Here is a 21567-nt window from a genome sequence, read left to right as displayed (position 1 = left end):
TTTGCTTTCCTTATTTTAGGCCATAGATCGATGTTCGTAAGATTTGTACCGCTTTATCCAATTCCTTTTCATGGAGTGAGGCAAACCCAAATCGGAAAGCGTTATATTGTGTGCCCTTCCCTTGAAAATAGATGCTTCCCGTGATCTCCAATCCCAAAGCGGAGTTTTTTTTAATGAGTTTTTCCAATGGGAAATCTTTTTGAAATTGTAGCCACAATGCCATTCCGCCATTTGGGCGTGTAAATTCTATCACTTCGCCTAACTGCGTATTTATTAAATCTGCTAGAAAATGGCATCGCTGTCGGTATAATTTATTTGCTCTTTGTATTAACCTCATCAACTCTCCATTCTTGATCAGGCCAGAGACTACATGTTCCATGAAAACATCACCTCTTAAGTCGATGAGTGTTCTCCATTTTGCGGCTTCCTGCACGAATTTTTCAGCGGCAATCATGTAGCCCAGCCGAAAGGGTGTCCCCAGCACTTTGGTTAATGATCCGATATAAATAATATTGCCTTCATGATCACCACTTGCTAATGGTAAATAGGGATCATATTGAAATTGGAAATCATAATCGTAATCGTCTTCGATGACTGCCAGCTTATAGGTACGGATTAACCGGAGTAAATGATTCCGCCTTTCTATGCTCATTGTTACGGTCGTGGGATGGTGATGATGCGGGATAACGTATAACAATCTGGCAGGATGCTTTAGAAGAACCTCTTCCACTATATCTGTACGCATGCCACAATTGTCGACAGGAATGCGGATTAATTCTGCACCAAGACGTTCAAAGGTTAAGTTTGCAAAGAAATAACCAGGTTCGCTAACAATCACCTTATCTCCTGGTTGAATAATGAGTGAAGCCGCTAGGTAGATTGCCATCTGCGCCCCTCTTGTGGTAAGCAGATTCCCTGACTTGATATCGATTCCTCTTGTCTGATTCAGAAAGGTGCATAAAGCCTCCCTAAAGTCCGGCGATCCTTTCGGTTCCCAACCCGAATTTATTCTTTTCAAATAGGGATAATCCAACACTCTTCTGTATTCCCGAAGTATGGCTTCTGCCGGTAACAGTCCAATATCAGGGAAACCGTCATCTACCACAATATCAGGTTTTTTTGCGAAAGAAGGTGGAAGATTGAAATTTTCTAACTCTTTGTATAAAAATCCCGGATCGGCTTCGTATGACGCTAATCGATTGGTATGATAAGATTTCGGCCTGACTTCCGGTAATCGGAGGGAAACGATAAAGCCTTTGCGAGGGAGACTGTCTATCCAGTCCTCAGAAACCAGTGTATTGTAGGCTGCCATCACCGTTTTTCGATGCAGATCCAGATCAAATGCAAGTGCTCTTGTACTAGGCAATTCAGTGCCCGGTAGGAGTTTTCCTCCTTGTATCAGCCCAATAAACTGCGTGGCAATTTGCCTGAAAACAGCTATAGGACTGTTTTTGTCGATGATGAGTAGATTCTTATAAGGGAGCATAATATAAAAATAGCATAAAGAACGGTAAAAGCGAAGATAGTCTCGGTGTACATTAAATCAAAATCTGGAAACCACCATATGAAATGATTTAGGTGATACATATTACTATTGTCACATGAATCTCAGAATAAACTGGACTATCTGTATATTTTTTTCTGGTACGTCATATAGGTTTTTATGAGGAATACCTTTGTACCAATCAATACAATATTTATGAAAACGATTTATCCAATTGCGCAGCTACTGCTGCGATGTGCTATAGGGATCGGTTTTTTATTACCGGTGCTGGATCGTACAGGGGCCTTCGGCGCACCCAATGAGGCAAATGTGGCATGGGGAAATTGGGCTAATTTTGCGGCTTACACACATACATTAATACCATATGTCAACTTAAGTATGGCCTCTTTTTTTGGTTTTGTGGCCACGGTCTTAGAAGTTATGTTCGGTATATTACTTTTGGCTGGTTATAAAATCAAATATGTTGCCTTCGGAAGTTTTGGCCTGACATTGGTCTTCGCCCTGAGCATGTTGTTTTTTCTTCATTATCGAGCACCATTTAGTTACTCGGTATTTGTAGTTAGTTTTTCAAGTTTGATGCTGGCTGTGCAGCCCAGTTTTCCTTGGAGTATAGATGCTTATTTAGCAGCCCGAACAAATGAAAAGACATACCATTCGAAGAGCATCTTTTGATGGAACAAATTCATTTAATGAAACCATCATGATTTATTCAAAACCACACAGGGGTATGAATAAACGGCTTCAGCCATCTTGAATGCCGTTTAAAACATACACTAATGAAAAATCTGATAGCTTCATCGCCACTAAAACCGCCGAAGGCAGCATGAACGCCGTTGAAGACGAACAAGTGGTGAATAAACAAATTTAAACGGATGAAAAAAACATCTTCAAGAAAATCCATTGAGTATCAATATTTAATTTATAATAAATTTTTAACTATAATAACATGGCAAACAGATTAAATCTTAAGGAACTTATTCCAGATTCCTATCAAATTTTAATACAGCTATCGCAGTTTGTGGCAAACTGTGGAATCGATAAATTACAACAGGAGCTAGTTAAAATCAGAGCTTCGCAGATCAATGGTTGCGCCTATTGTTTGCATATGCACAGCAAAGACGCGCTGAAATACGGTGAGGATCCCAAAAGACTGTATGTGCTAAGCGCTTGGCGCGAGGCCAAGAATTGGTTCAGCAAAGAAGATCAGGTTATTCTGGCACTCACGGAAGAAGTTACCTTAATCGCTGATCATGGTCTGAGTGACAGAACTTACGAAGAGGCAGTTGCCCTTTTCGGAGAAGAAATGACAGCTAAATTGATAATGGCGGTAATAAATATCAACGCGTTAAACCGTGTAGGTGTTTCTTTACAAATGCACCCATTCTAAACTTAAAAATTGAAACAGAAAATGAGTAAAGTATTAGTTATCAACGCGAGTGCTCGCAAAGAGCGGTCATTAAGCAGATATATGACCAATGTGTTTGTTGAAAGTTGGAAGGAGAAGAAACCGAACGACAGTGTTATTTATAGGGAGGTCGGACAGGATAATATCCCCCATGTCACAGAGAAATGGATCGCAGGTGCCTTTAAGCCAGCCGAACTACGCACTGCTGAAGACATCGAGGCGCTTAAAATAAGTAGCAAACTGGTTGCAGAACTGAAAGATGCAGACGTCATTGTGCTAGGTACGCCCATGTACAATTGGTCTGTGCCCAGCGCATTGAAAGCGTATATAGATCAAGTGCTGCGGGCAAATGAAACTGTTCTGATCAGCAAAGACAATCCTGAAAATCCATATACGGGACTGCTGAAAAATAAAAAGGTTTATCTATTGATGGTCCGCGGTAATTATGGGTATGAACCCGGCGAATTTTATGAGCACATGGATTTTCAAACTAACTATTTGAAAACGGTTTTCCGTATCATGGGAATAGAAGATATAGAACATGTTGCACTCAATGGTGCAGGTCTCGGAGAGGAGCCATCAATTGCTATCGCGGAAAAAGTTAGGCAGTTGATTAATAATTAACATAGAAAGTCCTGCTTTAGACAGAAACTTTTTCCTGTGAACAGACTTAAGTCGGCATAAATGCCAGGAACAGGCATGAAGTGACAAACATGTGCCTGATGATTCTTTTTAACATTAATAGCAATCTAATGAATTTGATAACAGCAACAACAAAAGAGCAGGTAGCATTCTGTAAGGAGGTGCTTTTTGCTTTCAGAACCAATCTAGATGAAACAACTTATATTGACCGGATTATGGATATGATCGCCAACCAAGCGTACAAGCTGGTTTATATACCAAATCAAAGCAATACCAGGGCGGTTGCATTTATCGGTTATAGAACCATGCATTTGCTCATGACAAGCTGGACAATTTATGTGGATGATTTATATACTGACCCTGCATCTAGAGGTAAAGGTTATGCTGGTGCCCTGCTTGATCATGTTGATGATCAGGCAGCTGCGGCCAATATTCAATTTGTTCATCTCGACAGCGGTTATATGCTACATGATGCCCACAGACTTTACCTGAACAAAGGATATGTGCTTGCCTGTAATCACTTTGCCAAGGGTTCATTCCTTACAAGCAAGTCAAATGGATAAGGAAGTGAGCGGGAGATGTCATCTCCTGCTCACTTCCTTATCCAGCCCGGTGCAAGACAATTATGCGTCCGGTATTTCAGGCTCTACAAGTTTAATCAACTTTTCCAATGATTCCTGCCAACCTAGATAACACATTTCTACTGGGATCACAGAGGGAATTCCCTCTTGTAACACTTTTAACTCAGTACCTACAGACGTTTTTTGAAACCAGATGGAGGTCGTCATTACCCCTGGCAAATTAGGATCGTCAAATTTATCTGTATATTTTAGGAACTCATTGGCTTTGATTTCTAGGTACTCTCCACCAAATGAATGACTATTTCCCGTTGTGAAATTCTGAAACGACATTTTAAATGTACCGCCTACATGAACGTCCATATCGTGAACAGTACACAGAAAGCCATAAGGTGGCAACCATGAAGCGATTGCTAGTGCTTCGGTGAAGGCACGGTAAACCTTTTCAGGAGAAGCTTTAATAACTCGGTGTAAAGAAACTTTATTGTCTGACATAAAAATCAATTTTTATTTTTCCTACTCGTTTGGCTTTTCGGCTCGCCCGTTTATATGTGGTCGCTGCTCCACTGCGTTGAAGTTCTTTATATCAACTTTGCTTTATCAAAGGTGATAATAAAATCTGGTTGTGGAGAGGGGAGCATGCGACAGTTTAGAGGCAAATTGAGACTAATTAAATCGGCATGTTATTTTTGTTTGAAATATTAGCTATATATATATCAGTAAACAAAGATGGCATATTTGGAAGAGAAGGGCCCAGCCGAAAATACCATTGTTATCTATGAATCTGATCAAAGGTTTTATTTGGGCGAGCATGATTGGTTCGACAGAAAACTTTATTCCTAATGACAGAATGAAACAAAATATAGAAAAATTGATACGCACCTCTAGTTTTTTTCGTAATTAATGAGTTTAATTTGAAAATCTGCTTTTATAAATTGTATTGACCTATTCGTAAATATTCAAACGGTAGGATGAAAAAAAATCTTGCGCGGGTAAAAGAATTAGCAGAAATCTAAATCAGGATTGTCTCTAATTTGATTGTAAAAAAGCTGCAATAAGTAAATACTAAAATTAACATAACGAACTGCAAAGATGCTGAAGAAAAAATTATTGATATTAACTGCTTTTTTAGGGGCTTTAATAGGGTATGTTAGTGCCCAGGAAAAACCAAACATGTATTTTACAGATACTTCATCTGGAAGACCTATCGCCAAAGATCCCAAAGTTGTCTATTTTAATGGTAAGTATTTAATGTACTACTCTATACCGGGAAAAACCGACGAGGGTTGGAAAATTGGTATTGCACAAAGTAAGAATTTACAGCAATGGGATAAAATTGGTGAGCTAAATAAAGTGGCGGCATATGAAAAAAATGGATTGTGCGCGCCTGGGGCCATTGTTCGAGGAGATACGTTACATTTATTCTATCAAACTTATGGGAACGGACCTAAAGATGCTATCTGTCATGCCTACTCAACAGATGGCATCCACTTTACGAGAGATCATACCAATCCTATATTTCACCCTTCGGGAAGCTGGAACAATGGCAGAGCCATCGATGCAGAAGTAGCCTTCTATAAAGATCGGTATTATTTATATTTCGCTACGCGCGACCCATCCGGAGAAATACAGATGCAGGGAGTAGCTGAAGCACCTAGGGAAAGTGACTTTAGCCGGGAGAGCTGGAAACAGGTGTCAGACCAACCTATCCTGAAACCTGAATTGCCTTGGGAAGGAAAATGTATCGAAGCCGCTTCCATCATCGAAAAAAATGGCACCTTATATATGTTTTATGCCGGCAGTTATAATAATGCACCACAGCAGATTGGCCTGGCAAAAAGCCTAGATGGTATACATTGGGAGCGTACTGCAAAAACGCCTTTCTTGCCTAATGGAAAAGTGGGTGAATGGAACCATAGTGAATCTGGACATCCTGATATTTTTAAAGATAAAAATGGCCAATATTATTTGTTCTATCAGGGAAATAATAACAATGGCGAATCTTGGTATCTTGCTAACAAGCGATTATTTTGGAAAGAGACTTTACCTACTTACTAGGCCGGAATAGGAATGGTCTCACCTAAAGGTGATCAACAGGTGTGAAAATAAACTTCGGATTATTATAATCTATCGGAACTTCTTTCATATAAATTGGAAAATTCATATAAGATGAAATTACACCGTTTCCCATAATTAGGCTGTTTCCTTTTTTAAGTAGGGCAATAGGCACTGTGTTATAGTAAGCACTACTGGGCAGTTTGTAACGAAACGAGCCGATTAAAGTATCACCTTTTACATCGCCCTTAATTTTGCCGGAATTTATTACAGACCCACCGTAACTGATTTTACAGTCGCCAAAAAAATATTTATCATGAATATTTAAGCTAAGTACAGCGGTATCTTTCTTGTCTATTGCCTTATAAGACAGGGTTGACTTCCCGTCTCTGCAGCCTATGAATAAAACGGAAAAAACCAGTGCAATCATAATAGGATGTATGGCCACTAAATAATTGTTTCCTTTATGTTTAATTCTTTTTGTAAAAAGAGACATACACTGTTTGAATTTGTTCGATAAAGCTAACAAAACTAAGAACGAAATGATCGATATACCCATTAAAACAGCTATCATGAATATTTTATTCTTGAGATGCAATTTAAGGTATTATTCCATAGAGATAGCGGTCATTTGCTAAGTAAAAGTACGTTTCTGTCGCGAAATTTAAAACATTACGAGCATCACTGTCCGGCTTCCTTTCATTATGGGCAACGTCGGTTAGCCCAAACAAATAACCGTCCTAGCAACGAGGCTCCCCGAATTATTAATATCGTTAATTTTATACGCCAAACAGACTATTGGGTAGAACATGCCGATAGTCTGCTATTCGAAACCGTACAGCAGCAGATCAATCAGTTTCAGTGTCCTGCTACTTTTTATTTCGGTACGACGCCTCGATAAAACCAGAATATCAGGCCCTTAATTAAATTTTCTTTTGCATTTACCTTATGGATGCCATTGGCTTTCTCGATTTGAAGGTAAGATGAGCCATCCAGACAAGTAAATTGGGCCGTAAGGGAAAGCTACTATAGTATATAAACGTTGATCTTTGTATTGTTAATCATAAAATAAAAACCAATGACAACAATAAAAAAGATAGCCTTAGGCAAAAATGGACCGCTCGTTTCTAAACTCGGATTAGGTTGCATGCGTATGTCGCCCGTTTGGGGAGGTCCGTCGAATGATGAAAGTGAAAGTATTACTACCATTCAGAAAGCTTTGGACAACGGTATTAATTTCCTGAACACAGGAGACTTTTACGGAAGCGGTCACAACGAGTTGCTTGTAGGTAAGGCTATTAAAGGCAGACGGGATGATGCTTTTATAAGCGTCAAGTTTGGCGCCATCTTTTATGGTGGACAATGGATTGGATTAGACTTGCGTCCCGTAGCTATTAAAAACTTTATCAATTATTCTTTGGTACGTTTGGGGATAGATGTCATCGATCTTTATCAACCGTGCAGACTTGATAATAGTGTTCCGATAGAAGATGTGATTGGAACGATCGCAGACTTGATTAAAGAAGGAAAGGTGCGCTATCTAGGCGTTTCAGAAATAACGGCCGATCAATTGCGGAAAGCCAATAGCGTTCATCCTGTAACGGCATTGGAAATAGGCTATTCATTGGCCGATCGTCAAATAGAAAGTGATCTACTTCCTACAGCTAAAGAGCTGGGTATAGGTGTCGTGGCATTTGCCAATACAGCCGAAGGCTTACTTACCGGTGAGATGAAAGCACCCCTTCCAGTTAATGATTACCACCATCACTTTTCGCGTTTTCAAGGAGAAAATCTGATCAAGAATTTAGAAAAAGTTGAACTGTTAACGCAAATGGCAACAGAAAAAGGGTATAAGCCGACACAACTGGCCATCGCCTGGGTGAATGCGCAGGGCGATCATATCATGCCGTTGGTTAGCATGAGCCGAAGATCACGGTTGCCAGAAAACATACAGGCTATGCAAATCGAACTTACTCCTGACGAGTTGAATGTCCTTAACGCGCATTTCTCTCCGGGTGCGATACTGGGTGGTACTTACTTGCAAAGATAGGGCAATATTAGCCCTATCTATTTTATATCTTTACATCATGACGAATCCAGCTGAAATTATCCCAGGTGTCATCTTTTACTCCTATCTCTCGGCTATTAGAAAGGAGAAGGTTGCATTTTTGGAACACAATACCTTGGTATTGCAGGTTGCGGGTCATTTTACGCTAGAAACTGCAAGCCAAAAAATATCGATGGGCGGAAGCGAGATGTTATTGATACAAAAGAATCAATTGGGAGAGATTACCAAGGTTCCGTTGGAAGGGGAGGATTATCAAACCATTGTTATAATCCTGAAAGAAGATTTGCTCAGGCAGATAGCCCTCGAGGAGCAAATAGAGATAGGGCAAAAATACACTGGTCCTGCCAATATTCTCATTCCCGAAAATGATTTTTTGCATGCTTTTTTTCAGTCCATTATTCCCTATGTTCGCCATCCGGATGAAAAAATAACCCATACGTTGGGCATGCTAAAAGTAAAAGAGGCGGTGTATCTACTCATGAATACGATGCCTCAACTTAAGGAATTTCTCTTCGACTTTTCCGAACCTTATAAGATGGATTTAGAAAAATTCATGCGCGCTAATTTTCATTACAACATTCCCATAGAAAAATTTTCGCGACTCACGGGCAGAAGCCTTGCGGGATTCAAGCGTGATTTCCAAAAAATATTCGGAATGGCACCTCGTCATTGGCTACAAGAAAGAAGGTTGGCAGAAGCCCGACATCTCATAGAAAAGAAAAACAAGAAACCCTCTGCGATCTACCTCGACTTGGGTTTTGAAAGCCTTTCTCATTTCTCGCATGCTTTTAAGAAAAAATTCGGTAAGGCACCCACTGAGTGGGTGCTTTAGAAATTTTCGAGCGCAGTGGAGATTAAAAAACAGAGGAGGGTCTAAAGGTTCGCCACCGTTATGTCGAGTGTTCAGTTTTTTACAAACACATTTCGAGGATTAATGATATACAAAATGACGACTTTTAGACACCCCCGTATTATTTTGTATCTTTTTCCAAAAGGGCAGAAGTACACCAAAGATAGGGTGCTTGCCCATGGTAATCGCCTACATGACGAGGGCGGTCATAATAATACTGTTTATCGTTCTTTTTATTCGTTCCGACACAAACCTCTGTTACATCACCTTTATCATTAATATAAGATACTAAAGCCATCCATGCTTTTCGAGCTGCAGGCGCATATTCTTTAGCATCCAACCATCCATGTTTGACACCTGTAATGAAGGCATAAGTAAACATGGCTGATCCGGATGTTTCTGCCCAGTAATCCTTTTCATCAATTAATTGGTTCCACATACCACCTGGCATTTGATAATTTTTCAAACTTTTCATCATTGTTTGGTAGCCTTGCATAATACGGGGACGATCCTGATGATCCTTAGGCAAACAGCGTAGCAGCTCCGTCATGCCCGCGGCCATCCATCCATTGCCACGTCCCCAATAAAAAGGGACGTCCGGTGCATGATAGAAAAGACCGTTTGGACGTTGTAGCTCATCTAAGTAAAGCACCATTTCTTTTGCTGCCCGATCAAGGTATTTCAACTCTCTGGTAACCTTAAAGGCCTGCGTTTGCACGATGGTAATCATATACATATCGTCTATCCATAAGCGCGTTTGCCAGGAATAACCTTTTTTTGACCAGTCCTTTTGCGCTGGCTTCGCTTGCTCGGGCACTTCCCACTGCGTGTCTGCGTAAGGCATGCCCAACTCATAGTATCGTTTCTCCTTTGTTATTTGATAAAGCGTTAAAGGTAAACTTCCAAACATGTTCAGGTCGACATGATTCTTGATAGGTAACAGCGCCTTCTCTGTTGAAAACAGTGGTTCAAACCTGTCTTGTAAAAGTTTGACAAGCTCTTTGTCGTTTGTTTTTGCAGCAAACTGAAGCGCTCCATTCCAGTTAAACGTTTCAGGATAGCTAATCCATTTCCCACCATGTAACATATGCTTTCCCTCTAAAAAGCGGTACGCTAAGCGTTTTCCAACTTCTTCCGGCGTATATCCTTTTGGGAAATCGGTGAGGAGATTTTTTTGGGCAAACGAAAATTGAAAAGCACATACTGTTAATAGCAATAGAAACAGTTTTTTATTCATGATAATATTTTTTATTCTTACAATCCGGTTAATAGTATACACCTTAATACAGTCTTTTTGATGGTCTTTCTTTTTAAATGCATAGCTAAATTGATAACATACAAAATAAAGAATTATTCTCCCAAAAGTTCGGCTGCACACCAGAGATAGGGTGCTTGCCCGTGAAGGTCTCCTGCATTTCGCGGACGGTCGTGATAATACTGCTTGTCGTTCTTTTTACCGGTACCGATGCAAACCTCAGTTACGTTGTTGCGTTGGTCAATGTAGGGAACCATCGCCAGCCATGCCTTGCGGGCTGCAGGAGAATAGGTTGCCACATCCAACCATCCTTCTTTCACACCAACAATAAAGGCATAAGTAAACATGCCCGTTCCAGACGTTTCTGGCCAGAAATCTGGTTCATCAATGAGCTGGTTCCACATACCTCTTTCGCCCTGATGACTTTTTAAACTCTTCATCATCGTCAAATAGCCTTCCATAATACGTGGCCTATCTGGATGATCTGCGGGCAATAAACGCAGCAAGTTGGGCATTCCTACGGCCATCCATCCAGCACCTCTTGCCCAATAATAAGGAACATCAGGAGCATGGTAGAAAAGACCATTAGGGCGTTGTAGCTCATTTAAGTAAAGTACCATTTCCTTTGCTGCGCGGTCTAGGTATTTGCGATCGCCCGTTACTTTATACGCTTCGCTTTGTACCACCGTAATCATGTACATATCGTCGATCCACAGACGTGTTTGCCAGGAATACCCCTTGCCTGCCCAAGCTTTTTCTTCTGTTTTCGCATTTGCTGGTGCGTCCCACTGTGTATCGGCATAGGCCAAGCCCAACGTTTTATAGCGTTCATCTTTTGTGATTTGATAAAGCTTGAGTGCGAGACTGCCAAACATATTGTAATCCACATGGTTCATAGGAGGCAGCAATGCCTTTTCTGTCGTAAAAAATGGTTCAAATTTGTCCTGCAGGAGTTTGATAAGTTCCTGGTCGTTGGTTTTCAAAGCATAGTCCAACGCGCCATTCCAGGTACATACCTCTGCATAGTGGATCCATCTGCCTGCATACAGCTCATGTCTGCCATCTATAAAATGATAGGCTAATCGTTTACCAACTTCTTTTGGTGTTGACCCATTTGGAAAGCCGGTTAATAATTTTTGCGCAGATAAGATTTGAAACAAACATACTGTAAGTAATAACAAAAATGATTTTTTAAAATACTTCATTTAATGATTTTTTAATGATAAGAAATTTTGAACTTATTTACTTGTATTACGCCATGAGCGATGTTTCGTAACGGAAGTTTATAAAGCATGGTTTCATCCTTTATAAGGATTCGTTGGTGTTTTTATCTTAAGGTCTTTCTCAAAGATAGGGCCGGAACGGTTTATGCTATCAGCGCTGTTGCACTCGCCGGGTTTCTCTCCTTTCTTCCACGCTCCTGGGAGTTTTTTCCCGTCCACGTCGTCACGATCAGGCGTAGGATGTTCGGGCTTCGAATCCCCGGTCTCTGCTATCCATGCATCAAGCGTTTTGCGCAGATAGGCTAACATCTGCTGATTACTGCTGACGTCGACCACATTGCTAAACTGAAAGGGATCTTCGGATACCCTATAGAGTTCTTCTGCCTTTCGCGGTTTCAGAAAAACATCTTCCTGAGCGGCATTGGTCAAACCTTGCTCATGAGCATTCCAAAGTTCTTTGCCGGCAGGGAATTGCTTACTTGATTCACCGGCAAGATTCTGTCTTTCAGGGAAGCCATTCCGGATGTATACCCAATCTTTATAACGAACCATCCGTTCGTAGCCCTGAAATACATGCCAGTTATGTTCGGCAAAAACGAAATCGCGCGTAGCATACTCATGGCCTTGCAATACCCCGAAGAAGCTTTTCCCCTGCAACCGCTTATCTGTTGTGTTGGTGCCCGCTATGTCCAGCAGAGTGGGAGCGATGTCAATAGCACTAAACAAGGCCTCTATGGGGGCGGAACCTATCTCCGGACCGGCCACGATAAAGGGGCATTTAATACCACTGTCGTATAATCGCACTTTGTTTCGTGGAAAAGGGCTCCCGTTATCACTCATAAAAATGATATAAGTGTTTTCCAAGACACCTTGACGTTTAAGTTCCTCCACCACCTTTCCAACATAATGATCAAGACGGGACACTTCATGGTAATAGGCTGCCAGGTCTTTGCGTGTTTTCGGACCGTCATATAACATAGGCGGCACGCTTAGCTTTTCGGGATCATGTACAGTTCCCTGCTCATCAAATTGCCAGTCGCGGTGCGCATCATGTGAGGCGAACCACATGAAAAAGGGTTTGTTTTCAGGCCGGTTTTGAAGGATAGATACCCAGTCTTCTTCTGCTCCGGGTCCCTTGCCTAGCGAAATCATATCAAATGCTTTTTTTATAGCAGGCCCCATATGGTTTTTACCTGAAAGCACGGTATAATATCCGGCCTTTCTGAGTATTTCTGGAAACATGATTTGCTTTGCCGGGAGCGGATCATGTAGCTCGGGCGCACCCGTATTGTGGGGGTACCGGCCGGTTATGATACTACTCCTGCTGGGGCTGCAACTACTGGTAGTAAGATACATGTTCTTAAATATCTGGCCGGAAGATCCCAGCGCATCAATGTTAGGGGTTTTTACATCCTTGTTTCCATAGCAACCAATGTCGCCCCAGCCGATATCGTCGGCAATAATCAGGACGATATTGGGCTGTTTGGCGGCATTTGGCTGGGCAAACAACAATTGAAAAGAAAATACTGCCAGCACGGATAAAAATAATCTCTTGCACATCATATTTTTTGGTCTTTATTTTTTTTATTTAAAATCTTGTTGCCTCATGAATTGACAAACGCGATTGTTAATCCGTAATATCTTCATCCGCTACTGCCTCCTGCCAATTGGCCCACATCTCAACACCAGCATCATAACCGCTATAGCCGGGGTTCTGGTGTAATCTGCTATAAAGGTTAGAATTTATGGCATCCTGCGGAATAGGCCAGTAGATGTTATGCGGTGCTATGGTATAACTTCTATTCCGTACCGTTACCTTGTTTTTATTATAGTAATCGTTATAATGCTGAATACGTTGATACCAATAGTTGTTGTCTGATAAGTTATTTACCTGATAGGTATTACCCCATTCATCCGCCCTATTGCTCAATGCCAAACTATACGAAATACGGCTCAATTCCATGTGTCTCCATTCTTCCATATATAGCTCACGAGCGCGTTCATTTACAATATCGCCAATGCTCACGGTAGTGTAAAGTTGGCTGCATCGGGCTCTTTTTCTAACCGTATTGACATCTTCTGCTGCCATCCCAACATTTCCTTTATAGAATTGCGCTTCTGCTCTTAGCAAATAGGTTTCTGCCAAACGATAGCAATACCAATCGGCCGCTCCACCATCATTTCTATTGGAAGTAGGCGTTGCCCGAAAGACAGGATCATCGATATAAATCTTATAATGCGGCCAGTTAAACCAGCTGCGGATGGTGTCCGTACATAGCAGCCGGTTACCCTCATACAATCTCAAGTTTTGTCCGTAGTAAGAATCCGCAGGATCATTGTACTTAAGCATTTCCATTCGGGCCCAGTTTCCCACTTTACTGCTATGTCGCAAATCCGTAGTGTCTTCCATCCCGTTGACAGACCAAAGGCCATATTGGGCAAAATGGGTAGGTCTTATCAGACCAATTCCTCTTCCTACTGAGCCGTTAATGTCATATTCTGTCCTGTATTTGGGATCCGTTTTGGCGGCGGCTAATAGAACCTTTCCGCTGGGTGATTTCAATGCGGCCTGGTTCCACATAGGACCCCAGTTGCGCATTGATTTATAACGAATGGCTGCATCCGTACCTTCGCGGTTAGGCATTACCAGAAGGGCTTCTGTATTTGCTACGATCGCTTTATTTACAGGCCGATGTAAATCCCATATCACATTACGGGTGACAGGCCATGTATTCGGAGAGGGGTTGTCAAATGTGCCAAAGTTCTCCGTCATCAATGCATATCCCGATTGATCAATCAGTATATTGGCCTGTTCTATCGCCTTATCCCACTGCCCGGTAGCTAAGTAGCACTTAATCAAAAGCTGACGACAAGCAGCCTTATTGACCATACCGATGTATTCCATGTTCGATTGATCCGGCACCCATTCTACTGCTTTCTCCATATCTGCGGTAATCATTTCCAGAATAGCAGCGCGGCTGGTAGTTTTATAGTTCTGTTTAGGTACTGTTAGTATTTTCGTTACCAGCGGCACGTCACCATACTGAAAGCAAAGTGCCAAATATCGAAAAGAACGGTGGAAATAAGCCCGCCCTATATATTCCTGTTTGGTCTGTTCATCCAAATCCGGTACGTTATCAATAAAACTCGTAATCGTATTGGCATACTTAATACCCATATAGGTCTGATTCCAAAAGAAGGAAATCGTGTTTATGGGGTTGTCATGCATTCCGTCTGTTGGCGTAAGGCGCGTAGCCACATCGGCAAAAACATTACCATCATCCGTTTTACCGGAAACAGCTAGATCTGACAGCATATACTCCGTACTAATGGGCAACGAAACATCCCTCGTTTCCAAATGACTCCAATACGTACGCAAATGCCTGTCCGCTAATGCTACGGTTGCGTCTAAACCAGAACGCGTTGAGAAGGTAAGCCCAGGCTCATAAAAGGACAGGGGATCTGGCTTCAAATAATCCTTCGTACAGCTAGAAAATAAAGTAGCTGACACGATACCAATAACAGATAAAACCGATATATAAAACTTATTCGTTTTCATAATTGTTTTGTTTAAAAAGTTAGATTTACCCCAAAGGTGAATATTCTCGGTGCCAAGCTACCGATCCCGTCGTCATTAACGTTTTCCACATCCCAATATCGCCAGTTCTTATCTTTATACCATACAGCTGCATTCCGTACCGAGCCAAAAACCCGTATATTTTCGATGTCGTAGCGTGAGGTTAATTTGGTAGGCAGTGTGTAGCCCAAACTTATATTGTCCAGCCTAATAAAAGACCGGTCAAATATTCTTTTGGGCGCGTTAAGACCTGCTGGTCCTTTTGATTCTAATCGCGCCCAAAAATCGCTTGGGTTCTCGGGTGTCCAATAGGGCTTTTCGTAAGTATTTGCCAGACCCTGGGTAATCGTTGACGTTCCGTTATCCTGGTTCAAATAGGCCCCGTTCAGACTTTTATGCCCCCAATACGAATAAATGTTAAAAGAAAAATTGAAATTTTTGTAGGTAAAATTATTCCGTAGCGACCACATGATAGGTGCCTGCGTTTGCCCGAGAAACTCCTTGTCGTTATCGTTATAGACGGGTCTCATGCTTCCGTCTGCATTCTGGATATCATCCGCAGTATAATTATTGGCTACCTTAGGATCGCCTGGCCGTTGTCCATAGCGAGCGGCTTCCTCCAGTTCATCCACCTGCCAGATTCCAGTTACCTTATAATTCCAAATAGAGCTGATAGGCTGACCTATAAACCATCCATTTCCAATGTCATCAACCTCTTTACTGGCCACCACATTGCCGTTTGCATCCAATATATCTTGGTATTGATAATACAAATGCTTGATGGAGTTTTTATATTTTGAAAAGCCAAAGGAAGTGCTCCAGCTAAAGTTCTTTTGTCTAATATTCTCTGTGTTTATGGCTATTTCAAATCCATTATTCTGCACTTCACCCAGATTAGTAGTAATACTGGTAAACCCCGAAAAATCCGGTAGAGATTGATTCATAATCAAGTCTGTTGTAGACATTTGAAAATAATCCAAGGTCGTTGTGATACGATTGTCGAGAAAACCTAGATCTAATCCCATATTTAACGAGGCCGTTTTCTCCCATTGCAAATTCTTATTAGCCATTCGGTCTATCCGTAGGTATTGGAACTGTATATAGTCGCCACTTGTGTTTATATAGCCTTGTGTACCTGCTCCATTGGCAAGGTTTGCTAATGCGACGTATGGATTATCGAGTGATCGGTTTCCGTTTTGCCCATAAGATACACGCAGCTTGCCATTGTTCATGGCATTCCAGTTAAAGAAATTTTCTTTGGTAAAGGTCCAGGCCAATCCGGCAGACAGAAAGGTAGCCCGTGGATTGGAGGTACCGAAAGCCGAGTAGCCATCCCGCCGTACAGAGCCGGTAAACATATATTTATCGTCATACGAATAGAAAAGGCGGGCTAGCATACCATCTGCCGTTTGGCGACTGTCTTCGCTATCAAATTCACTCCGCAAACGGTCTCCCCCGCTTGTTTCATGAAGACCTAAAGCATCGGTGGGGGTAATATTTCGGGCATTGATAACATCCCGCCAGAACTGCCGCTCTTCCGCCTCCTGCACCAGCGTTACATTTACCCGGTGTTTTTCTGCAAAAGTTTGCTCCCAATTAATCGTATTATTAATAGACCAATCAAAGCGTTTACTGTTTTCACGATCAACCCCAGCGTCATTTGAAAGCGGATTCCAATCGGGATGTGTGGATGATGCAAAATAGCGCTTGTAGAAGAACTGATACCTGGGCGACGCATTAAAAGAATAAGTGATATTAAAAGGTAGTTTTACTTTGGCGGTAAAAATAGAATTTAAAACGGTATAGCCACTTTCCAGATCCTGAAACTGCCGGTTAAAATCGTAATTATAACCTCTTATAAGACCCGTAAGGCCAGAGCCCTGAGGATGTACTTCGAGATTGCCGTTTTCGTCCTTGTAAGACCCAAACGGGCTATTTAGCGAGATAGCTCTACCCCAATCTGTGGCAATATTTCCGTCTGTACGATCCTGAAAGTTTACATTTGCACCAATGTTTAGCCAGTCTGTCACTTTACCATCCACTTTAAGATTAGATCTTACAGCCCGGTAATTATCGCCTACTATCACCCCCTGATTAGACAGGTAGCCACCAGACATATAATAATTAATCTTGTCGCTGGCACCAGAAATGCTGATATTATGGTCCTGATTAAAACCATTACGGAAACTATGATCATACCAGTCAAAGCTTCTCCCTGCAAGGTAATTTTTTAATACGTTATGGTCAAGACCGATACGTGTCGCATATATTTCTTCATTAGAAGCATCCTCTCCATTAACAGAGTAAGCCTGCCAGTCGGCTTCGCTTATTCCATATTTAGACAACATCTCGGGCGTCAGTTTTTCATAGTAACCCGGCTTACCTTTGGCCGGTAAGGCATCTGTACTGCTTGACATATACGGCTCATAATTACCTGTAGCCGGATTGATGTCGTATGTACCAGCCGTGTACCAATCCTCCCGGTATTTTAAATAACCATCGGGGCCCCAAACCGGTCGGTTGGCGCCCATCGTTGAAAGCCCCAGGTTGGAGGTAAAGTTTATTTTGGGTTTACCTTGCTTACCTTTTTTAGTAGTGATGATTAGTACACCGTTAGCAGACTGTGCACCATAAACTGCCGCCGCCGAAGCGTCTTTCAGTACATCTATTTGTTCAATATCATCCGGATTAATTTCGGATAGCTCACCGTAGAAGATCATCCCGTCGAGAATCAGTAAAGGAGAGTTTCCGGCTCTGAGCGAACGCTGGCCGCGTATATTGATACTACCACCGTTTTTTGCCGATGCATCCAATCCAATTGTTAAACCCGGTGTGCCCCTTAAAATATCCTGCACTGTTCTAGGATTTTCGTCGGCAATATCATCAGGTCTAAGCTGTGTAATGGCACCTGTTAGGTCACTCTTTCTGGCAGTACCATAACCCACTACCACTACTTCATCCAGATCACTCAATGTTTCCTTCAAGACAACATTTATGGTAGTGTTGGTATTAAAAGGCACCTCTTCAGGTGCATAACCCATGAGACTGAAAACAAAAACGCCATTAGCTGCGGAAGTCCTGATCTCAAAAACCCCGTTTTCGTTAGTTTTAGCACCGGTTGTGGTTCCTTTAATACTAACAGTTGTTCCTGCCAATGGTACCCCGTTCTCACCTGTCACTCGCCCGGAAATGATACGTTGCTGAGGTCGGTTTTTTAGAGTTGTTGGGGCTGGGGGCTTGCTCGTAATCGTAATAATTCCGTCATCCAAAGACCACTCAAGTCCGTGCTCATTTAATATAACACGCATCGCGTCAGCAAAATCGACCTGTTTTAATTGAGCGGTAATACGTTTATCCGCTATATCATCTCCCCGAAACAAAAAGGAATAGCCGTGTTGCTTCTGAACTTCTTGCATTATCTCACGAAGTGTTTTATTCCGGACATTCAGCGTAACAGTTTGCGCCTTGCTTTCAGCCATAACCTGTAGGGTAAAGGCAACTGTTAAGAGAATAGCTAATTTCATAATTAGTAATAATCGGTACATATAGGGGTAATAAAACCCCCTTACACGTGGTGTAAAAATCATATATTTGTCATGTTTGGCTTTTAAAAATTGGTTTTCGGCAGCTTGGTAGTAACACGCCGTTATCAAATCCAGACAAAATCAGCGGGTGATGTCGTTACCATCATCCGCTTTTTTTAATGGATATATCCGATAAATTGGTCTTAAGTTATGTTTTCATCATTTGTACTCCTTCTTTTGTTTAATTATTGGTTTTATAGCGAATGAACTGGTTAATTTTATAGTTGTTCTCCCAAAACAATCAGTTGTTTTCTTTCTCCGGCTTGGACTACCTTGAATTTCAATTTGCTTTTTTCGAGCGCTTTTAAAATAGCGCTTAAGGGTTTATTACGATCGATGTAAGCAAAAAGATTGGCTTCGGGCAATTTCCCATCATAAACCACATCGAGGTCATACCATCGGGCCAATTGCGCGATGGCAGCAGGTGTAGGTAATCTGTTGAAATCGAAAAATCCATCTTTCCAAGCAGTATATTGAGAAACATCCACGTTGGATTTTGCAATATGGCCGTTACGCAAAGCACCTTGCTCACCGGGTACCAATATTAGTGATTTATTGGGAGCGAGCGAGGCTTCTCCCGGCTTGGCCGCCAATGATAAACGGATTTTGCCGTTCACCAAGGTAGTTTTTGTTTCATTTTCATCAAGATAGGCGGAGATATTGAACTCCGTACCTAAAACTTCGACCTCTTGACCTCTACTAAGCACCTTGAAAGGTCGTTTGCTGTCTTCGCGGATATCAAAATATACCTCACCGGCGATTTCTACGATACGCTCTTTGCCGCTAAAACTACTTGGATATTTAATTGTGGAAGCGGCATTAAGCCAAGCTTTGGAACCGTCCGGCAAGGTCATCTGATATGTTCCGCCTCTAGGCGTGGAGAGTTCCAATTGAGAAATCGTTTGCACACTTTCTCCTATGCCTGGTAGTACTGCAAGAGACGACCCATCTTCATAGGTGATCTGACCATCTCCGACAATGATTCCCGATCGCTCCGTGCTTAAATCAATTTTTCGGCCATCTGCCAGTATAAGAAGCGCCTTGTTACCACCATTTAGAATTTTTTCAGTAGCAATTTCGTGCATCTCACTTTGACCTCGCTCATGCGTGTACCATATGCCGGCAAAGGCAATGATGAGTACGGCCGCTGCGTAAGGAAGGATACGTCTGATCTGTTGACGGAGGCGTTGACGCTTAGTGTCAATTTCGTGTTGGGCGATAACGGCATTCAACCGCGAATCGTCGGCTACAGACCGCCTTGGGATCGCGTACCAACGCTGAATATCGGCCTCAAGACTTTCTTCGTCAATCACGCGGTTCAAGAGCTCCCAATTAGCAGCGTCTGCAGCAGCCCAAGCCATCAGCTCAGCACGCTCAGCTTCGTTCAGGGAACCTTGTAGGTACTTGTAAAGTAATTGACTGATCCGTTCCATTTTTTGTGCCTTAGCCTGGTTAGGGGGCTAAACATGAATAGATACGGATGCGGATAGCAAACCTTACCAAGAATTTTATTTTTTTTACTAATCAGTTTATTATCAGTGTACGGGAGTGCTTATTTGGTAAGAATCCAAGGCCAATAGTTAACCTAGCTTGGCAAGCAACACGAGCAATAAAATATTTCCCTTCAATAATTTGCGAAGAGTACTTAGTGCTTTGGACTTTTGGGTGAATATCGAAGATTCTGTCATACCTGTTTCGCTAGCGATTTCGTCGGTAGTTTTGCCCTCAAGAAAGCTTTTACGGAAGACGGCTTGCTGACTAAGGGGTAGTCCCTCTACTGCATCTTCTATCTGTTGCAATAACTCGACATAAACAATTCGGTTATACACATCTGGGTCCTGGCCTTTAAGATCGTTTGCTTCCTCTGGTAAAACCGTTGCTGGGAGGGAACGGATGCTGCGAAGGCTATCAATGCAGGCATTGCGTGTGGCGATGTAAAGGAAGGCCTTGATTTGTTGTGCCGTGCGAATGCGCTGGCGGTTGTTCCATAGCTTAAGCATGCTATCGCTTACGATCTCCTCCGCTAATACCCGATTATGCATGTATGAGAACGCGAAATGCTGCAATGGCCGTGAATAATAACGATAAACACCATCGAACGTTTTTCGTTCGCCAGCATTAAACGCATTGATATCCACATCAAAAAAGGGCATAGGTAAATTGATTCCGGTGTGTAGCTATCAAATGTCGAAAAAAAAAATGAAACCGAAAAATTTGACTGACGCAGGTTCACATGGCTCCTAAATCGATTTAAAAAAATCTAAAATCAATTTATCTCTTTTTTGCAAATCCACGTTTCTATTTGCTTGTTTTTATTTATCTTTGTTACTAAGATATTTATTTACTAAGATACTTATGGCAGTTAGTGAAAAAGATAACCAGCAAGTTCAAGCTTTCAGGTCTATAAGCAGGCAATACTCAGATACTTCAATATTAATGCACGAAGCCATCGCCCGAGAGGTAGGGTTGTCAGGTGCCGACCACAAGTATTTGGGTTTAATAATAGAAAAAGGAGAAATGACCGCAGGAGGGCTCTCCAGATTAACAGGGCTTACAACAGGGGCGATTACGGGCTTAGTGGACAGGCTAGAGAAAAAAAAGTTAGTCAAAAGACAGTTTGATAAAGACGATAGGAGGAAAGTGATCATTATACCGAATAAAGAAAATGCCTTAAAGCTTTTAACACCTGTTTTTGACAAGCTAAATAAAAAAACTACTGAATTAGTGGCATCCTTTTCTGAACAAGAAATCAAGGTGCTGGAAAGATATTTTCTCTCTGCTATCAGCATCATGAATGAAACGATTGAAGAATTAAAAAATAAATAA

The 21567-nt window shown here is 41.8% G+C and carries 19 protein-coding genes; 9 read left to right on the top strand and 10 right to left on the bottom strand.

Annotated elements, in window-relative coordinates:
- Nucleotides 1-10: 10 nt before the first annotated feature.
- A complete protein-coding gene (locus BMY50_RS14105; RefSeq protein WP_093325537.1) occupies nucleotides 11-1486 on the bottom strand; it encodes an aminotransferase-like domain-containing protein in 1476 nt (491 codons plus the stop codon).
- Between the two features lie 213 nt (nucleotides 1487-1699).
- Between BMY50_RS14105 and BMY50_RS14100 the strand changes: the two genes are divergently transcribed.
- The 4 genes from BMY50_RS14100 to BMY50_RS14080 all read left to right on the top strand — a co-directional run bounded on the left by BMY50_RS14100 (nucleotide 1700) and on the right by BMY50_RS14080 (nucleotide 4114).
- Nucleotides 1700-2176 (top strand): DoxX family protein, encoded by a 477-nt coding sequence (locus BMY50_RS14100; RefSeq protein WP_093325535.1) that lies wholly within the window; start codon nucleotides 1700-1702, stop codon nucleotides 2174-2176.
- Between the two features lie 274 nt (nucleotides 2177-2450).
- Complete coding sequence (locus tag BMY50_RS14090; protein WP_093325532.1) at nucleotides 2451-2891, top strand: carboxymuconolactone decarboxylase family protein; 441 nt, start codon at nucleotides 2451-2453, stop codon at nucleotides 2889-2891.
- Between the two features lie 21 nt (nucleotides 2892-2912).
- Nucleotides 2913-3533 (top strand): FMN-dependent NADH-azoreductase, encoded by a 621-nt coding sequence (locus BMY50_RS14085; protein ID WP_093325529.1) that lies wholly within the window; start codon nucleotides 2913-2915, stop codon nucleotides 3531-3533.
- A 128-nt stretch (nucleotides 3534-3661) separates the two neighbouring features.
- Nucleotides 3662-4114 (top strand): GNAT family N-acetyltransferase, encoded by a 453-nt coding sequence (locus BMY50_RS14080; RefSeq protein ID WP_162276595.1) that lies wholly within the window; start codon nucleotides 3662-3664, stop codon nucleotides 4112-4114.
- Nucleotides 4115-4174: 60 nt separating this feature from the next.
- Here BMY50_RS14080 and BMY50_RS14075 read toward each other — a convergent pair whose 3' ends face one another.
- Nucleotides 4175-4624 carry an SRPBCC family protein gene (locus BMY50_RS14075; protein WP_093325525.1) on the bottom strand — a complete coding sequence of 150 codons (450 nt, stop codon included), beginning with the start codon at nucleotides 4622-4624 and terminating at the stop codon, nucleotides 4175-4177.
- 597 nt (nucleotides 4625-5221) lie between these two features.
- Here BMY50_RS14075 and BMY50_RS14070 point away from each other — a divergent pair.
- Entirely contained in the window at nucleotides 5222-6187 is a 966-nt protein-coding gene (locus BMY50_RS14070; protein ID WP_093325523.1) for a family 43 glycosylhydrolase, read from the top strand.
- A gap of 22 nt (nucleotides 6188-6209) precedes the next feature.
- Here the strand turns inward: BMY50_RS14070 and BMY50_RS14065 are convergent, their stop codons facing one another.
- On the bottom strand, nucleotides 6210-6680 hold the full coding sequence (locus tag BMY50_RS14065) for a hypothetical protein (RefSeq protein WP_093325521.1): 471 nt from the start codon (nucleotides 6678-6680) through the stop codon (nucleotides 6210-6212).
- A 96-nt stretch (nucleotides 6681-6776) separates the two neighbouring features.
- Between BMY50_RS14065 and BMY50_RS14060 the strand changes: the two genes are divergently transcribed.
- From BMY50_RS14060 to BMY50_RS14050, 3 genes are all read left to right on the top strand, one after another.
- A complete protein-coding gene (locus BMY50_RS14060) occupies nucleotides 6777-7085 on the top strand; it encodes a hypothetical protein (RefSeq protein ID WP_093325519.1) in 309 nt (102 codons plus the stop codon).
- Between the two features lie 177 nt (nucleotides 7086-7262).
- Nucleotides 7263-8234, top strand: a complete 972-nt coding sequence (locus BMY50_RS14055) for an aldo/keto reductase (RefSeq protein WP_093325517.1) — start codon at nucleotides 7263-7265, stop codon at nucleotides 8232-8234.
- A 37-nt stretch (nucleotides 8235-8271) separates the two neighbouring features.
- Complete coding sequence (locus tag BMY50_RS14050; RefSeq protein WP_093325515.1) at nucleotides 8272-9084, top strand: helix-turn-helix domain-containing protein; 813 nt, start codon at nucleotides 8272-8274, stop codon at nucleotides 9082-9084.
- Between the two features lie 139 nt (nucleotides 9085-9223).
- On the opposite strand, the gene BMY50_RS14045 is transcribed toward BMY50_RS14050, so the two are convergent.
- The 7 genes from BMY50_RS14045 to BMY50_RS14015 all read right to left on the bottom strand — a co-directional run bounded on the left by BMY50_RS14045 (nucleotide 9224) and on the right by BMY50_RS14015 (nucleotide 20894).
- Complete coding sequence (locus BMY50_RS14045; protein ID WP_093325513.1) at nucleotides 9224-10339, bottom strand: glycoside hydrolase family 88/105 protein; 1116 nt, start codon at nucleotides 10337-10339, stop codon at nucleotides 9224-9226.
- Between the two features lie 113 nt (nucleotides 10340-10452).
- On the bottom strand, nucleotides 10453-11562 hold the full coding sequence (locus BMY50_RS14040) for a glycoside hydrolase family 88/105 protein (protein ID WP_093325510.1): 1110 nt from the start codon (nucleotides 11560-11562) through the stop codon (nucleotides 10453-10455).
- Nucleotides 11563-11655: 93 nt separating this feature from the next.
- Complete coding sequence (locus tag BMY50_RS14035; protein WP_093325507.1) at nucleotides 11656-13143, bottom strand: sulfatase family protein; 1488 nt, start codon at nucleotides 13141-13143, stop codon at nucleotides 11656-11658.
- Between the two features lie 64 nt (nucleotides 13144-13207).
- Nucleotides 13208-15139 (bottom strand): RagB/SusD family nutrient uptake outer membrane protein, encoded by a 1932-nt coding sequence (locus BMY50_RS14030; protein WP_093325504.1) that lies wholly within the window; start codon nucleotides 15137-15139, stop codon nucleotides 13208-13210.
- A gap of 11 nt (nucleotides 15140-15150) precedes the next feature.
- The gene (locus tag BMY50_RS14025) at nucleotides 15151-18681 is read right to left on the bottom strand and encodes a SusC/RagA family TonB-linked outer membrane protein (RefSeq protein ID WP_202907844.1); all 3531 of its coding nucleotides are present in this window, start codon (nucleotides 18679-18681) and stop codon (nucleotides 15151-15153) included.
- A 278-nt stretch (nucleotides 18682-18959) separates the two neighbouring features.
- Nucleotides 18960-20174, bottom strand: a complete 1215-nt coding sequence (locus BMY50_RS14020) for a FecR family protein (RefSeq protein WP_093325502.1) — start codon at nucleotides 20172-20174, stop codon at nucleotides 18960-18962.
- Between the two features lie 147 nt (nucleotides 20175-20321).
- The gene (locus BMY50_RS14015) at nucleotides 20322-20894 is read right to left on the bottom strand and encodes an RNA polymerase sigma factor (RefSeq protein WP_093325499.1); all 573 of its coding nucleotides are present in this window, start codon (nucleotides 20892-20894) and stop codon (nucleotides 20322-20324) included.
- A 202-nt stretch (nucleotides 20895-21096) separates the two neighbouring features.
- Between BMY50_RS14015 and BMY50_RS14010 the strand changes: the two genes are divergently transcribed.
- The gene (locus BMY50_RS14010; RefSeq protein WP_093325496.1) at nucleotides 21097-21567 is read left to right on the top strand and encodes a MarR family winged helix-turn-helix transcriptional regulator; all 471 of its coding nucleotides are present in this window, start codon (nucleotides 21097-21099) and stop codon (nucleotides 21565-21567) included.

The sequence above is a fragment of the Olivibacter domesticus genome (assembly GCF_900109575.1).
GTDB classification, from domain to species: Bacteria; Bacteroidota; Bacteroidia; order Sphingobacteriales; family Sphingobacteriaceae; genus Olivibacter; species Olivibacter domesticus.
The sequence above is the reverse complement of the archived record's forward strand: the minus strand, read 5'-3'. Positions and strand labels throughout refer to the sequence as shown.

What these genes read in the sequence shown, in the direction of transcription:
- BMY50_RS14105 (WP_093325537.1), bottom strand. Translation starts at nt 1,486, where the DNA reads ATGCTCCCTTATAAGAATCTACTCATCATCGACAAAAACAGTCCTATA.
- BMY50_RS14100 (WP_093325535.1), top strand. Translation starts at nt 1,700, where the DNA reads ATGAAAACGATTTATCCAATTGCGCAGCTACTGCTGCGATGTGCTATA.
- BMY50_RS14090 (WP_093325532.1), top strand. Translation starts at nt 2,451, where the DNA reads ATGGCAAACAGATTAAATCTTAAGGAACTTATTCCAGATTCCTATCAA.
- BMY50_RS14085 (WP_093325529.1), top strand. Translation starts at nt 2,913, where the DNA reads ATGAGTAAAGTATTAGTTATCAACGCGAGTGCTCGCAAAGAGCGGTCA.
- BMY50_RS14080 (WP_162276595.1), top strand. Translation starts at nt 3,662, where the DNA reads ATGAATTTGATAACAGCAACAACAAAAGAGCAGGTAGCATTCTGTAAG.
- BMY50_RS14075 (WP_093325525.1), bottom strand. Translation starts at nt 4,624, where the DNA reads ATGTCAGACAATAAAGTTTCTTTACACCGAGTTATTAAAGCTTCTCCT.
- BMY50_RS14070 (WP_093325523.1), top strand. Translation starts at nt 5,222, where the DNA reads ATGCTGAAGAAAAAATTATTGATATTAACTGCTTTTTTAGGGGCTTTA.
- BMY50_RS14065 (WP_093325521.1), bottom strand. Translation starts at nt 6,680, where the DNA reads ATGTCTCTTTTTACAAAAAGAATTAAACATAAAGGAAACAATTATTTA.
- BMY50_RS14060 (WP_093325519.1), top strand. Translation starts at nt 6,777, where the DNA reads ATGCAATTTAAGGTATTATTCCATAGAGATAGCGGTCATTTGCTAAGT.
- BMY50_RS14055 (WP_093325517.1), top strand. Translation starts at nt 7,263, where the DNA reads ATGACAACAATAAAAAAGATAGCCTTAGGCAAAAATGGACCGCTCGTT.
- BMY50_RS14050 (WP_093325515.1), top strand. Translation starts at nt 8,272, where the DNA reads ATGACGAATCCAGCTGAAATTATCCCAGGTGTCATCTTTTACTCCTAT.
- BMY50_RS14045 (WP_093325513.1), bottom strand. Translation starts at nt 10,339, where the DNA reads ATGAATAAAAAACTGTTTCTATTGCTATTAACAGTATGTGCTTTTCAA.
- BMY50_RS14040 (WP_093325510.1), bottom strand. Translation starts at nt 11,562, where the DNA reads ATGAAGTATTTTAAAAAATCATTTTTGTTATTACTTACAGTATGTTTG.
- BMY50_RS14035 (WP_093325507.1), bottom strand. Translation starts at nt 13,143, where the DNA reads ATGATGTGCAAGAGATTATTTTTATCCGTGCTGGCAGTATTTTCTTTT.
- BMY50_RS14030 (WP_093325504.1), bottom strand. Translation starts at nt 15,139, where the DNA reads ATGAAAACGAATAAGTTTTATATATCGGTTTTATCTGTTATTGGTATC.
- BMY50_RS14025 (WP_202907844.1), bottom strand. Translation starts at nt 18,681, where the DNA reads ATGAAATTAGCTATTCTCTTAACAGTTGCCTTTACCCTACAGGTTATG.
- BMY50_RS14020 (WP_093325502.1), bottom strand. Translation starts at nt 20,174, where the DNA reads ATGGAACGGATCAGTCAATTACTTTACAAGTACCTACAAGGTTCCCTG.
- BMY50_RS14015 (WP_093325499.1), bottom strand. Translation starts at nt 20,894, where the DNA reads ATGCCCTTTTTTGATGTGGATATCAATGCGTTTAATGCTGGCGAACGA.
- BMY50_RS14010 (WP_093325496.1), top strand. Translation starts at nt 21,097, where the DNA reads ATGGCAGTTAGTGAAAAAGATAACCAGCAAGTTCAAGCTTTCAGGTCT.